This is a genomic window from Terasakiella brassicae, from assembly GCF_014641495.1.
Taxonomy (GTDB): Bacteria; Pseudomonadota; Alphaproteobacteria; order Rhodospirillales; family Terasakiellaceae; genus Terasakiella; species Terasakiella brassicae.
Genome location: NZ_BMHV01000012.1, coordinates 103,450 through 116,152 on the forward strand (window position 1 = coordinate 103,450; position 12,703 = coordinate 116,152).

General features: G+C 48.6%; 14 protein-coding genes and 1 tRNA gene. 12 read left to right on the forward strand and 3 right to left on the reverse strand.

From position 1 onward, the window contains the following. The first annotated feature begins 63 nt into the window (after window positions 1-63). Window positions 64-1,926 (forward strand): ABCB family ABC transporter ATP-binding protein/permease, encoded by a 1,863-nt coding sequence (locus IEW74_RS09930; RefSeq protein ID WP_188664326.1) that lies wholly within the window; start codon window positions 64-66, stop codon window positions 1,924-1,926. A gap of 67 nt (window positions 1,927-1,993) precedes the next feature. On the opposite strand, the gene IEW74_RS09935 is transcribed toward IEW74_RS09930, so the two are convergent. Together IEW74_RS09935 and IEW74_RS09940 are read right to left on the reverse strand one after the other, a co-directional pair. After that, complete coding sequence (locus IEW74_RS09935; RefSeq protein ID WP_188664328.1) at window positions 1,994-2,323, reverse strand: hypothetical protein; 330 nt, start codon at window positions 2,321-2,323, stop codon at window positions 1,994-1,996. A 133-nt stretch (window positions 2,324-2,456) separates the two neighbouring features. Beyond that, window positions 2,457-3,440 carry an MDR family oxidoreductase gene (locus tag IEW74_RS09940; RefSeq protein WP_188664330.1) on the reverse strand — a complete coding sequence of 328 codons (984 nt, stop codon included), beginning with the start codon at window positions 3,438-3,440 and terminating at the stop codon, window positions 2,457-2,459. A gap of 278 nt (window positions 3,441-3,718) precedes the next feature. Between IEW74_RS09940 and IEW74_RS09945 the strand changes: the two genes are divergently transcribed. From IEW74_RS09945 to IEW74_RS09970, 6 genes are all read left to right on the forward strand, one after another. Beyond that, entirely contained in the window at window positions 3,719-4,492 is a 774-nt protein-coding gene (locus IEW74_RS09945) for an ABC transporter ATP-binding protein (RefSeq protein ID WP_188664333.1), read from the forward strand. Between the two features lie 54 nt (window positions 4,493-4,546). Further along, window positions 4,547-5,290, forward strand: coding sequence for an ABC transporter substrate-binding protein (locus IEW74_RS09950; protein ID WP_229734304.1), 744 nt, complete (start codon window positions 4,547-4,549; stop codon window positions 5,288-5,290). Between the two features lie 61 nt (window positions 5,291-5,351). After that, entirely contained in the window at window positions 5,352-6,047 is a 696-nt protein-coding gene (locus IEW74_RS09955; RefSeq protein ID WP_188664337.1) for an ABC transporter permease, read from the forward strand. Next, window positions 6,044-6,724: an ABC transporter permease gene (locus tag IEW74_RS09960; protein WP_188664339.1), complete on the forward strand. Its 681-nt coding sequence runs from the start codon at window positions 6,044-6,046 to the stop codon at window positions 6,722-6,724. The genes IEW74_RS09955 and IEW74_RS09960 overlap by 4 nt, the downstream gene beginning before the upstream one ends. Window positions 6,725-6,862: 138 nt before the next feature. After that, window positions 6,863-7,291, forward strand: a complete 429-nt coding sequence (locus IEW74_RS09965; protein WP_188664341.1) for a CBS domain-containing protein — start codon at window positions 6,863-6,865, stop codon at window positions 7,289-7,291. Window position 7,292: 1 nt separating this feature from the next. Beyond that, window positions 7,293-8,027 carry a hypothetical protein gene (locus IEW74_RS09970; RefSeq protein WP_188664343.1) on the forward strand — a complete coding sequence of 245 codons (735 nt, stop codon included), beginning with the start codon at window positions 7,293-7,295 and terminating at the stop codon, window positions 8,025-8,027. A gap of 74 nt (window positions 8,028-8,101) precedes the next feature. Here IEW74_RS09970 and IEW74_RS09975 read toward each other — a convergent pair. Then, window positions 8,102-8,176: transfer RNA gene (locus tag IEW74_RS09975), tRNA-Thr, on the reverse strand. A 117-nt stretch (window positions 8,177-8,293) separates the two neighbouring features. Between IEW74_RS09975 and IEW74_RS09980 the strand changes: the two genes are divergently transcribed. The 5 genes from IEW74_RS09980 (at window position 8,294) to hisD (ending at window position 12,430) form a co-directional block, all read left to right on the forward strand. Further along, window positions 8,294-8,452, forward strand: a complete 159-nt coding sequence (locus IEW74_RS09980) for a hypothetical protein (protein ID WP_188664345.1) — start codon at window positions 8,294-8,296, stop codon at window positions 8,450-8,452. A gap of 150 nt (window positions 8,453-8,602) precedes the next feature. Continuing rightward, entirely contained in the window at window positions 8,603-9,157 is a 555-nt protein-coding gene (gene dcd, locus IEW74_RS09985; protein WP_188664347.1) for a dCTP deaminase, read from the forward strand. Between the two features lie 9 nt (window positions 9,158-9,166). Beyond that, window positions 9,167-10,462 (forward strand): UDP-N-acetylglucosamine 1-carboxyvinyltransferase, encoded by a 1,296-nt coding sequence (gene murA / locus IEW74_RS09990; RefSeq protein ID WP_188664349.1) that lies wholly within the window; start codon window positions 9,167-9,169, stop codon window positions 10,460-10,462. Window positions 10,463-10,479: 17 nt separating this feature from the next. Next, a complete protein-coding gene (hisG, locus tag IEW74_RS09995) occupies window positions 10,480-11,148 on the forward strand; it encodes an ATP phosphoribosyltransferase (RefSeq protein WP_188664351.1) in 669 nt (222 codons plus the stop codon). Further along, the gene (hisD, locus tag IEW74_RS10000) at window positions 11,132-12,430 is read left to right on the forward strand and encodes a histidinol dehydrogenase (protein WP_188664353.1); all 1,299 of its coding nucleotides are present in this window, start codon (window positions 11,132-11,134) and stop codon (window positions 12,428-12,430) included. Before hisG ends, hisD begins: the two co-directional genes overlap by 17 nt. Window positions 12,431-12,703: the final 273 nt, after the last annotated feature.

Sequence of the window (12,703 nt, forward strand, 5' to 3'; positions counted from 1 at the left end):
ATTGGATGATCTTGAGGCATACTGTTTTTATTCCTTTTAATTAAAAAAGAAAAATGACAGTGCATGCGCCACCTTTCCAATGATGCCCCACAACGTACCGGTCCGCGAAACGACTGGAGAACGTTAAAAACGCTTCTGCCCTATCTCTGGCCTAAAAATGCGCAAAATCTGCGTATCCGGGTGGTGATTGCCTTGTTGTTTCTGGCAGCCGCAAAAGGGTTAAACGTCTCCGTTCCGATCTTTTATAAAAAAGCGGTCGATGCATTGAGCATGGACGCAACTGCCCAACTGCTTGCGGTGCCGATTATGTTACTGGTCGGCTATGGTGTGGCGCGTGTGCTGTCTCAGGCCTTCGGGGAATTGCGCGATGCGGTGTTTGCCCGTGTGGGGCAACGTGCCATTCGTGATGTTGCCCTTAAGACCTTTCAACATCTGCATAAACTGTCCTTGCGATTTCATGTGCAACGCCAGACCGGAGGGTTGAGTCGGTCCATTGAGCGTGGCACCAAGGGGATTGAATTTCTGTTGAACTTCATGTTGTTCAATATTCTGCCAACGTTGCTGGAAATCGTGCTGGTCTGTGGCATTTTGTGGGTCATGTATGACTGGACGTTTGCGCTGGTGACCTTTGCGACCATTGCCGGATATATCGCCTGGACCTTGATTGTGACGGAATGGCGGATCAAATATCGCCGCACCATGAACAAAAGCGATAACGAGGCCAATACCAAAGCAATTGACAGTTTGCTCAATTTCGAAACCGTCAAATATTTCACCAACGAAGACCATGAAGCACGTCGTTATGACAGTGCGTTACGCCGATTTGAAGAAGCTTCCATTAAATCCAAGGTGACGCTCAGTCTGCTGAATATTGGGCAGGGCGTAATTATCTCGTTGGGGTTAACAGCGGTGATGATTATGGCGGGTTACGGTGTGCAAGGCGGCACCATGACTATTGGTGATTTTGTCTTGGTCAACAGTTATCTGATCCAGCTTTATATGCCGCTGAACTTTTTGGGCTTTGTCTATCGCGAGATCAAGCAATCGCTGACGGATATGGAACATATGTTTTCCTTACTGGATAAAGAGGCAGAGATTGCAGACGATGTGGATGCCTGTGATTTACCTGAAGGCGGCGGGGATGTGCGTTTTGAACAGGTTTCGTTTTCTTACGATCCACGCCGACCCATTTTGAAAAATGTCGATTTCCATGTACCTGCCGGTAAAACAACGGCAATTGTCGGGTCCAGTGGGGCGGGGAAATCGACCTTGTCACGCTTGTTGTTCCGGTTTTACGATGTTTCAGATGGCGCTGTCAAAATTGATGGTGTCGATGTGCGCCAGATTAAACAAGCCGCCTTACGCGGGGCGATCGGTATTGTGCCGCAAGATACGGTTTTGTTTAATGATACGGTCTTTTATAACATTGCATATGGGCGACCCGGCGCGACACCGGGGGATGTGGAAGAGGCGGCCAAGCTGGCCAGTATTCATAACTTTATTATGGGATTGCCCGATGGCTATAACACAATGGTGGGTGAACGCGGCCTCAAGCTGTCCGGCGGGGAAAAACAACGGGTTGCGATTGCACGTACAATCCTGAAACGCCCGCGCATTTTATTGTTTGATGAGGCAACATCGGCATTGGATACCCATACGGAAAAAGAAATCCAGGTGTCGTTGCGCGATGTTTCAAGTGGATTGACGACATTGGTCATTGCCCACCGTTTATCAACGGTGGTGGATGCCGATGAAATTCTGGTTCTGGAGCAAGGTGAGATCGTTGAACGCGGCAACCATGCAAAATTATTGGACAAGGGCGGGGCGTATGCTGCCATGTGGGCAAAACAGCAAGAAGCCGCCCAAGCGTTGGAAACCCTGGAACAAGTGGGCCAAGATGTCGCCCCTGTTTTGAAACCGGTTTGATCTGAAAAAAGACCCCCACCGAAAACAGGTGGGGGCGTGTGGGTATGATGGAGATGATCAATAGGGGTTATTGATCTGTGGCCGGATGTACGGTTGAATCATCGGGGATGGGTTCTTCATCACGTACATAAAAGGCCACCGGGGGCGGTGCGACAGATTCCAACCGATCGGGAGGTGAGGGCGTATCGTATCGGCTGGGATGAGGGCCATAGTAATTAACCAGTCGGGCCGCGTCCCGGTGAACAGGTTCGCTGAAACATTGGATGGAACCGAGCTGTCGATAACAATAGCGCGGTTCTTCTTCATAGACGGCTTCTTCGTATTTATCGACGTACCCGCAGGCACTCAGACTGAGAAGTCCGCTTATGATCCATCCTAATTTCAGCCTTTGTAACATTTTCGATCCTCTTTTTTGATCGGGTCGTTTTTTCCGACCTCTGTTAAAATGAGACTGCAAAGAGGATGCCAAAAAGAAAAGGGGCTGCTCAAAAATTAACAACCCCTTAAAATTCAAAAAGTTAACAAAAGGTTTACGAATTCACGTCCACCACAATACGTCCTTGTGTTTGGCCTTTGAGGATTTTTTTGCCTACCTCCGGCAATTCTGACAGGGTAATTTCGCTTGTCAGGGCATCCAGTTTATCCATCGGCAGTTCATTGGTCAGGCGCTCCCATGCCATGACGCGCCGTTCAAACGGGCAGGTGGCACTGTCGATCCCTTGCAGGGTAATACCGCGCATCAAAAAGGGTAAAACAGTGGTGTGCAATTCGTTCGACGCCGCAAGACCAACAGAGGCACAGCAGCTCCAATATTTTAAAGTCGCCAAAACATGATGCAGGGTGGAACCGCCCACATTGTCAATGGCCCCGATCCAGCGTTCACCGCCCAAGGGGCCGCGCGGGCCTTCTTCGAGTTCGCTGCGTGGAACAATGGTGCTGACGCCGAGACTTTTCAGATACGCGTGGGAACTTTCAGACCCGGTGGACCCGGCAACTTTATAACCCAGATTGGCAAGTATAGCGCAGGCAATGGACCCCACACCGCCGGATGCACCGGTGACCAGAACCTCGCCATCTTGATCGGGTTTCATACCGTGATCTTCCAACGCCATGATGGATAACATAGCGGTATAACCTGCCGTTCCAATTGCCATTGCGCGTTTGGTGGAAATCGCATCGGGCAGGGGAACCAGCCAATCGGCTTTCACGCGGGCTTTTTGGGCATATCCCCCCCAATGAATTTCACCCACGCGCCAACCGTTTAACACCACGCGGTCACCGGGTTTATATCGATCATCTTCTGAGGCCTCAACCGTCCCGGCAAAATCAATGCCGGGGACGTGGGGGTATTCTTTTACCAGCTTGACCAGACCATTCATAATCAGCCCGTCTTTGAAGTTCAGTGTGGAATAATCAACCTTCACCAGAACCTCCCCGGCAGGCAGGTCATTGTCGGAAACTTGCTTGATCGCCAGTGTCATATCTTGATCAAGCAACAGGGCATTAAATGTCATTTCTAGAACCTTTCATGGTTTGATTTGACAGAACGATACATAATGTTCGGTAGGCGATCAATCTTTTCAGTTTATTTTTGTAAGCGAATCTTATGGGGGATTAGGATTTTTTATTTTCCGAGAGTAATTTCATTTCAAATGGAACTTTATTTTCGGTTCTATCCTTCTGAATTCGGCTGTGTTTTTGCTTGATTGTCGCAAATGTATGACAGTTTCTTGACTTCTTGGTTAACTCGAAACATTGTTGCGAACAAATCATTTGAACCAATAAAGAATACATGACCAAAGATTATCCGGCCCTTGAGGTCAACGACATCCATAAATATTTCGGCGACCTTGAAGTGTTGAATGGGATTTCCCTGACGGCGCATTATGGTGATGTGATTTCCATTATCGGTTCCAGCGGGTCCGGTAAAAGTACGTTTTTGCGTTGCTTGAACTTGCTGGAACGCCCGACAAAAGGCAGCATCCGCGTGGCCGGTGAAGAAATGAAATTGCACCGTGAAAAAGATGGTCAATTGGGCGCGGCCGATAAAAAACAGATCACACGTTTGCGTTCTGAAATCGGATTTGTGTTTCAGGGGTTCAATCTGTGGGCACACATGGATTTGATGGAAAATATCATCGAAGGTCCAACGCAGGTAAAAGGCGTTTCAAAAAAAGAAGCGACTGAAAAAGCAGCAGAATTGCTTAACAAAGTTGGGCTTTATGATCGTCGCGGGCATTATCCGTCGCAACTTTCCGGCGGGCAACAACAACGCGCAGCCATTGCGCGCGCATTGGCGATGGAGCCTGAGTTATTGTTGTTTGATGAACCGACCTCGGCACTTGATCCGGAACTGGTCGGTGAAGTTTTGAAAGTGATGCAGATCCTTGCCGAAGAGGGGCGCACCATGTTGGTGGTGACACATGAGATGGGCTTTGCCCGCGAGGTGTCCAGCCACGTGATGTATCTGCACCAAGGGCAGGTGGAAGAGTTCGGGCCGCCTAAAGAGGTTTTTGAAAATCCGAAATCCGAACGCATGAAACAGTTTATCAGCACGGAATTATAAACAAAATCCGGCTGGTTAGGGGTTTAATCAAATACATCACGGGAGATGTTTTCAATGAAGAAAATTGCATTTGCACTGGCTGCTGTTCTGGGCCTGAGCGTTTCTATGGCACATGCGGGTGATAAAATCCGCATCGGGACGGAAGGTGCTTACCCTCCGTTTAACGGGATTGATAAAGACGGCAAAGCGTTTGGTTTTGACGTTGATATCGCCAATGCCCTTTGTGCAGAAATGAAAGCGGAATGTGAAATTATCGCACCGCTGGATTGGGATTCTATCCTGATCGGTTTGAAAAAGAAAAAGTATGACGCGGTTGTGGCTTCTATGTCCATTACCGAAGAACGCAAAAAGGCAGTTGATTTTACGGAACCTTACTATTCCAACAACCTGACTTTGGTTGCTAAAAAAGGCTCCAGCGTTGATCCAGCAAATTTGGCAGGTAAAGCGGTTGGTGCACAACGTGCAACCATTGCAGCAAACTACGTGACAGATGAGCTGAAAGACGTTGACGCGAAATTGTATGATACGCAGGAAAATGCGTACCTCGACCTCGCTTCTGGCCGTATCGACCTGTTGGTTTCTGATAAATTGCCGGCTTATGACTGGTTGCGTAGCGAACAGGGCCAAGGTTTTGAATTTATTGGCGATGCGATCGATGTAAATGATAAAATCGGTATTGCTGTTCGCAAAAAAGATGATGAGCTGCGCGAAAAATTCAATGCGGCGATCAAGGCAATTGTTGCCAATGGCACATATGCAAAGATCAACGAGAAATATTTCCCGTTCTCTATCTACTAAGACCTGAAATACCGCTCCTTTCCTCTGGTTAGGGGCGGTATTTTTTTACGAAAGACGAAACATGATTGACCTGCAAGGATTTGGTCCGCAAATCGCGTTGGGTGCCTGGATGACGGTTCAGGTGGCCTTTGGCGGTTTGATCGTCGGCCTTGTCTTCGGATTGATGGGGGCGGCGGCCAAGCTGTCACCTTATGCTGTTTTACGTGGTATGGGGCAAAGCTACACCACAGTTGTACGCGGTATCCCGGAAATCCTTGTGGTGTTGATCGTCTATTTTGGCGGGGAAGATATCGTCAACCGTATTGCCGAAAGTGTTGGATATAACGACTATATCGAGATCAACGTTTTCGTTGCCGGGGTTTGTGCCCTTGGTTTGTCATTTGGTGCTTATGCCACCGAAGTCTTTCGTGGTGCGATTCAGTCTGTCCCTGTCGGCCAGATTGAAGCAGCAGTGGCGTGCGGGATGCACTCTCACCAAATTTATTGGCGTATTACCTTGCCTCAGGCCATGCGTCTGGCAATACCGGGCTTGGGCAATTTGTTTCAGGTCTTGCTGAAAGACACCTCGCTTGTGTCGCTCATTGCTTTGCCTGAATTGATGCGAACATCACAAGCCGCCATTCAAAATACAAAAGAGCCCTTTACCTTTTATTTTATTGCCGCGCTTATTTATCTGGGGATTACGACAGTTGTTTTGGTGGGGCAGATTTATGCGGAACGCTGGGCCAATCGCGGTGTGAAGAGGGCATCGGCATGAATTGGGAAGAAATTTTTGTTGCTCTGCCCAAATTGCTGGATGGTGCCGTCTTAACGTTGGAACTGGTGTTTATTTCCTGCATCATCGGTTTTGTGATTGCCATTCCGGTTGCCTTGATGCGGGCTTCACAAAACTGGTGGGTCAGCAATATACCGCTTATCTATACCTTCTTTTTCCGGGGCACACCCCTGTTGGTGCAGTTGTTTTTGTTCTATTATGGGGCCGCACAATTTGATGCGGTGCGCGAAAGCATCTTTTGGCCTGTATTGAAAGAGGCCTACTGGTGTGCATTGATTGTATTTGCCTTGAATACGGGCGCTTATACCGCTGAAATATTTCGCGGGGCCATTCAGGCCGTTCCACATGGTGAAGTGGAAGCCGGGATTGCAATCGGCATGCAGAAACACACACTTTATCGCCGCATCGTTTTGCCTCGCGCAATTCGCATGGCCTTGCCTGCCTATGGCAACGAAATTATCTTGATGCTGAAAAGCTCGGCGCTGGCTTATACCATTACCTTGTTCGATCTGACCGGTGTGACGCGTACGATCATTGCGCGTAATTATCTGGCGATTGAAATGTATTTTACGGCAGGGGTGATTTATCTGCTGATGACATTCATCTTTATTCAGGTCTGGATGCGGGTGGAAAAACGCTTGCTGAAATTTCAAAATTAACACTTCCAGCCAAAATATTTTAATGCCTATGCGGGTGTAAGGTTGATTTTTTTACACTTAATGGCTAACTATTTGCAAGGTGTCGATACTGCATCACAAGAAAGGCAGATCGTTCATAAAAGTCGGCAGGATAGTGCAATGCTTTTTTTTGAAAACTACGCAACCGTCGAGGATGTGATTAATTTTAAACAATCAGAAAACCCCGAACATGATGGTCTTCTGAAAATTCCGATGACGGCAACGTTACTTCAACTTATTGATTATATGGCAGATCATCAGGTCGGTGTGGTTTTTTTACATGATGCAGACGATCAGATTATCGGCTTGATATCGGAACGTGACATTATCCGCCATATTGCGATGAATGCGTTGGAAGCTTTTGAAAAACCAATTCATATGATGGTGCGACATAGCGTCATCACCTGTAAACGCGGTGATAAATTAAAGGCTGTCGCAAGCCATATGGCAGAACAACATATTCGTCATGTGGCTATTCTCAGCGATAAAGGGGAATATATCGGGGTTGTCAGTTCCAGTGATATCGAACTTTTTGCCGGGAAAGGGTAGTATGGAAAAACTTCCCTGTAAAAATACATTCGATATGACCGTCCATATTGTTGTTTCTGCTGTGAAAGAGAAATTGGCAACAGGTGAGATAACCCCCGATGATCTTGATGAGATTGAGCAGGCGTTGACGGTTGAAAATTCACAGGTAGAGGCCTTTTGTCATTCTGTGCATGAACGCTGCATGAGTAAGTCTAAACTGGACCTATTGGTGCCGCCCAGAACCAATGCCTATGGCCGGATTATGGTTCAACCGTTGGAACGTCTGTTTGATAAAAGGCACCGGCGTTTTTCAGAAAGACAACTGGCGAATTATTTTCATATGCTGTCCTCGATCATAGGGCGGGAAGTTTACGAAAAAAACCATGATCAAATGTCTGAATTAATGCGCAGCGAAATTCGTGATCATGGCAGCAATTTTTCGTGGGACAGCTTCTATAACCATCCTGAAGTTGTGCGTTGCCGATTGGAGACATTAGGCGCAATTGCACAAGCCTTTGACCATTTTGATCAACGTATGAACTGGTTTATCAATGTGATGGAAGGCTCCGCCCATAACCCGGAAGATGGTGCCGGCACTCTTCAATTTACCGAGCAACAGGCAAAGGCCTTTTTGTCGGCACTCTTTACAGAATGTATGGATATGACCGAGGGCGAAAGAGAACGTCTTCAACAATATGTCGGCGAGAGACGCCGCAAAAACATTGCGTTCCTGATTGCCCGGCTCACCCAAATGTGATTCTTAAGAGTTCAGTTAAATAGGTATGCTGCCAACTCAAAAAGAAAAACCCTTGGTTTCCCAAGGGTTTAACATGGTGCTGATGAGTAGGATTGAACTACCGACCTCTCCCTTACCAAGGGAGTGCTCTACCACTGAGCTACATCAGCAATATACGTCTTGCGTGGGCGGGCTTATCGCATAGGCGTTCGATCCGTTCAAGTTCTTTTTTAACAAAAATGTACTTTTGCTTGACCTGTTCCTATGGATCAGGCACCAATTCGCTTATGAGCGAAGATAACCGAAACATAACGCCCCCGAAACAGGACGAAAAACAGAAGAAGCAGGAACGCCTTGCCGAGGCTTTGCGGGCGAATCTGCGTCGTCGAAAAAGTCAAAGCCGGGCGCGCACGCAAGTCGAGCAAACGAAAACGCACGAGAGCTGAAAATCAGCTTGTGATCGGGTTGTTTTTTTGTCGTCAGGGCGGTCTATTCCCCTTGAGAAGGGATTCTTTTATTTATGCGCTTGAGACTCCCGGCTCTTTCCTATAAGAACAGGCAGTATTTTTTCGTTATTTTTTTGGAGAATTCCTGCCATGGCTGTACTGCCCGACAAGTGGATACGTGAACGCGCGCTTAAAGACGGTATGATTGAACCGTTTGTGGATGGCTTAAATCGCGATGGCGTTATTTCTTACGGGCTGTCTTCATACGGCTACGATGCCCGTGTCGCCAGCGATTTCAAAATCTTCAGCAATGTTGATTCGGCAACGGTTGATCCCAAATCTTTCGATGATGATTGCTTTGTCACCCGCGATCAGGATTATGTCATCATCCCGCCAAACAGTTTCGCACTGGGTCATACGGTGGAATATTTTCGTATCCCGCGCGATACTTTGGTCATTTGTCTGGGCAAATCCACATATGCCCGTTGCGGCATTATCGTCAACGTCACGCCGCTGGAACCGGAATGGGAAGGCCATGTGACGCTGGAATTTTCAAATACAACTCCGTTACCAGCCAAGATTTATGCCAATGAAGGGGCTTGCCAATTCATCTTTTTGAAAGCCGATGAAGTGTGCGAAACCTCCTATGCGGATCGTGCTGGAAAATATATGGGTCAACGCGGTGTGACCCTGCCTAAACTTTAAGGATATCTCATGGACAGAATTCACATTCGCGGCGGTCAACGTTTGCGAGGGTCCATTCAAATCGGCGGCGCGAAAAACGCAGCCCTTCCCCTGATGGCAGCTTCTTTATTGAGTGAAGAAACGCTGACGCTGTCAAATCTGCCGCATCTGGTCGATATTACGACCATGACGCACCTGTTGGCGGAACTTGGTGTCGAAGTCGGTATGAACGGACACGCCCCCAATGGCGGACATGTCGGTCGTGTGTTTGAACTGACCGCCCATGATGTCGGTAAAACCGTTGCACCGTACGAAGTTGTGCGCAAGATGCGGGCTTCTGTACTGGTTCTTGGTCCTTTACTGGCCCGTTATGGCAAGGGCAAAGTCTCTTTGCCGGGGGGCTGTGCCATTGGAACACGCCCGGTTGATGTGCATCTGGGGGCCCTGGAACAGATGGGCGCGGTGATTGAACTGAAAGAAGGTTATATTGTCGCACATGCGCCGGATGGCTTGCATGGGGCGCATATTACTTTCCCGATGGTGTCCGTTGGCGCAACCGAAAACCTTTTGATGGCGGCAACCTTGGCAAAGGGCGAAACTGTCCTGTCCAACTGTGCGCGTGAGCCGGAAATTACCGACCTTGCCCGTTGCCTTGTCGCAATGGGGGCGCAAATTCAAGGGATTGGAAGCGATACCTTACGCGTTCAAGGCGTTGATAAACTGCACGGTGCGAAATATTCCGTTCTGCCGGACCGGATTGAAACCGGGTCTTATGCCGTGGCGGCCGCCGTCACAGGTGGGGATTTAACCTTGCTGGGAACGCGTATGGATTTGATTGAATCCGTTGCTGAAGTGATGAAAAAATGCGGTGTGAATTTCGAAGAAGTCGATGGTGGCGTACGTGTCTGGTGCGATGGTCCGATCCGGGGTGTGGATGTGATGACGGAACCTTTTCCGGCTTTCCCCACCGATATGCAAGCACAGTTTATGGTGATGATGGCCGTGTCTGACGGGGCATCCATGATCACCGAGTCTATTTTTGAAAATCGTTTTATGCATGTGCCTGAGCTCAATCGAATGGGGGCTAATATCAATGTGCATGGGCGATCTGCCATTGTGCGCGGTGTCAAAAAGCTTTCCGGTGCGCCGGTTATGGCAACCGATTTGAGGGCGTCCATGTCTTTGGTGCTGGCGGGTTTGGCGGCTGAAGGGGAAACAACCGTGAACCGGGTCTATCATCTGGATCGTGGTTATGAAGCCCTTGAACAAAAGCTGTCGGCTTGTGGTGCGATCATTGAACGTGAAAAAGGCGCTCCCGCCGAATAATTTGGAAATTGAAAGCCATGTCTGAACAAGAAAAACTGGTTATTGCCCTGCCAAAGGGGCGTATTCTTGATGAAGTTATGCCCTTGGTGCAAAAATGCGGGATTGAGCCGGAAGCTGCCTTTTTTGATTCCAAATCACGCGCCCTGAAATTTGCGACTAATCATTCGCATATCGAGATTGTACGTGTGCGTAGCTTTGATGTCGCAACATTTGTGGCATTTGGGGCGGCACAAATCGGTGTCTGTGGCGGGGATGTTTTGCTGGAATTTGATTATCCTGAAATTTATGCCCCACTGGATTTAGGGATCGGCTATTGCCGTATTTGTGTGGCGGAACCCAAGGATTTGTCCGATGATGATGATCCCAGCCGTTGGTCGCATGTGCGTGTCGCCACCAAATATCCCAACATCACCAGCAAATATTTTGCGCAAAGGGGTGTTCAGGCGGAATGTATCAAGCTAAATGGTGCAATGGAACTGGCACCCAATATGGGGCTGTGTTCGCGCATTGTTGATTTGGTTTCGACCGGATCGACCTTGAAAGCCAATGGGCTGGTCGAAGTTGAACAGATTTGCGAAATTACATCGCGTTTGGCTGTCAACCGAACAGCCCTGAAAACCCGATCTGAAGAGATCACCGACCTGATTGAAAAATTCCGCGAGGCCGTCAATGACGTTTCGTCTTGAAACCACACAAGCTGATTTTGAAGCTCAATTCACCGCTCTTCTGTCTGCCAAGCGCGAAGAAGCACCCGATGTGAACAAGATCGTTGAAGGCATTCTTGCCGATGTAAAAAAACGCGGTGACGAAGCGGTCGTTGAATATACCAATAAATTTGACCGGATGAATATTTCGGTTGATGATTTGGCGATCGGTGCCGAAGAAATGGACCGCGAAATTGCCAAGGTGCCGCAAGATGCACTGGCTGCATTGAAGGTGGCATCCGATCGGATCAAGGCCTTCCACGCCAAACAATTACCCGAAGATCTGGATTATACCGATGAAGCCGGTGTGCGTCTTGGATATCGCTGGAAACCGGTTCAGGCGGCGGGGTTGTATGTGCCGGGTGGTACAGCGGCTTATCCGTCTTCCGTTTTGATGAATGCCATTCCAGCCAAGGTTGCCGGGGTGGACCGTCTGGTTATGGTTGTGCCGACACCGGACGGGATTGTGAACCCGTTGGTGATGGCGGCGGCCCGTTTGTCCGGTGTGGATGAGATTTACCGCATCGGTGGTGCGCAGGCTGTTGGTGCGTTGGCTTATGGGACCGAAACCATCAAACCGGTTGATATTATCGTTGGACCGGGTAATGCCTTTGTTGCGGCGGCCAAACGTCAGGTCTTTGGTACGGTTGGCATTGATATGATTGCCGGACCGAGTGAGATTTTGGTGATTGCTGATAATAAAAACGATCCGGCATGGATGGCGGCTGATTTGTTATCACAGGCCGAACACGACACGGCGGCCCAATCCATTTTGATTACGGATGATGGGAATTATGCCCGTGCGGTTGAAGATGCCATTGAAACGCATCTTGAAACCCTGCCGCGCGCCGATATTGCAAGTGAAAGCTGGGAAGAACACGGTGCGTTGATCGTGGTTCAAAACTGGGATGAAGCGGTTGCCTTGTGCGACCGGATTGCACCGGAACATCTGGAGCTTGCCATTGATAACCCGGACGCACTGGAACGTAAAATCCGCAATGCCGGTGCGGTGTTTATGGGGCGTTATACCCCCGAAGCCATTGGTGATTATGTCGCCGGTCCCAATCACGTCTTGCCGACAGCACGCAGCGCACGTTTTTCTTCCGGCCTCGGTGTGCTTAATTTTATGAAACGCAATAGCCTGATCCAATGTGATGCATCCAGTCTGAATAAAATCGGCCCGGCAGCAGTGACATTGGCAAAGCAGGAGGGATTGGACGCACACGGTCTATCTGTTGCGATCCGCTTGAATGTGGAAAGATAAAAAAAGTTTGAAGCAGACAAGATCAATTCAGCTTTGACTTAGTTTATTAAACCTTTACATGCATTAAACCATCCCTATATACAGATTCAATTGAGATCGGTTCTAGGGAGTGGAAAATGTTGTCTCATATGCGCTTACGGACCAAGCTTGTCTTGAGCTTTATGGTTGTTCTCGTCCTTATGATTGTAACATCGGGGCTGGCTTATAAACAATTTATGATGGTCGCACACGAAGTGGTGGAATATGCCCATATTGTAGAGGGGGCTTCCAAAG

Bases quoted from the DNA above. Each gene is read 5' to 3' on its own strand.
- IEW74_RS09930 (WP_188664326.1), top strand. From the start codon at position 64: ATGCGCCACCTTTCCAATGATGCCCCACAACGTACCGGTCCGCGAAAC.
- hisG (WP_188664351.1), top strand. From the start codon at position 10,480: ATGTCTGAACAAGAAAAACTGGTTATTGCCCTGCCAAAGGGGCGTATT.
- dcd (WP_188664347.1), top strand. From the start codon at position 8,603: ATGGCTGTACTGCCCGACAAGTGGATACGTGAACGCGCGCTTAAAGAC.
- IEW74_RS09965 (WP_188664341.1), top strand. From the start codon at position 6,863: ATGCTTTTTTTTGAAAACTACGCAACCGTCGAGGATGTGATTAATTTT.
- IEW74_RS09945 (WP_188664333.1), top strand. From the start codon at position 3,719: ATGACCAAAGATTATCCGGCCCTTGAGGTCAACGACATCCATAAATAT.
- IEW74_RS09940 (WP_188664330.1), bottom strand. From the start codon at position 3,440: ATGACATTTAATGCCCTGTTGCTTGATCAAGATATGACACTGGCGATC.
- IEW74_RS09980 (WP_188664345.1), top strand. From the start codon at position 8,294: ATGAGCGAAGATAACCGAAACATAACGCCCCCGAAACAGGACGAAAAA.
- IEW74_RS09955 (WP_188664337.1), top strand. From the start codon at position 5,352: ATGATTGACCTGCAAGGATTTGGTCCGCAAATCGCGTTGGGTGCCTGG.
- hisD (WP_188664353.1), top strand. From the start codon at position 11,132: ATGACGTTTCGTCTTGAAACCACACAAGCTGATTTTGAAGCTCAATTC.
- IEW74_RS09960 (WP_188664339.1), top strand. From the start codon at position 6,044: ATGAATTGGGAAGAAATTTTTGTTGCTCTGCCCAAATTGCTGGATGGT.
- IEW74_RS09970 (WP_188664343.1), top strand. From the start codon at position 7,293: ATGGAAAAACTTCCCTGTAAAAATACATTCGATATGACCGTCCATATT.
- IEW74_RS09935 (WP_188664328.1), bottom strand. From the start codon at position 2,323: ATGTTACAAAGGCTGAAATTAGGATGGATCATAAGCGGACTTCTCAGT.
- murA (WP_188664349.1), top strand. From the start codon at position 9,167: ATGGACAGAATTCACATTCGCGGCGGTCAACGTTTGCGAGGGTCCATT.
- IEW74_RS09950 (WP_229734304.1), top strand. From the start codon at position 4,547: ATGAAGAAAATTGCATTTGCACTGGCTGCTGTTCTGGGCCTGAGCGTT.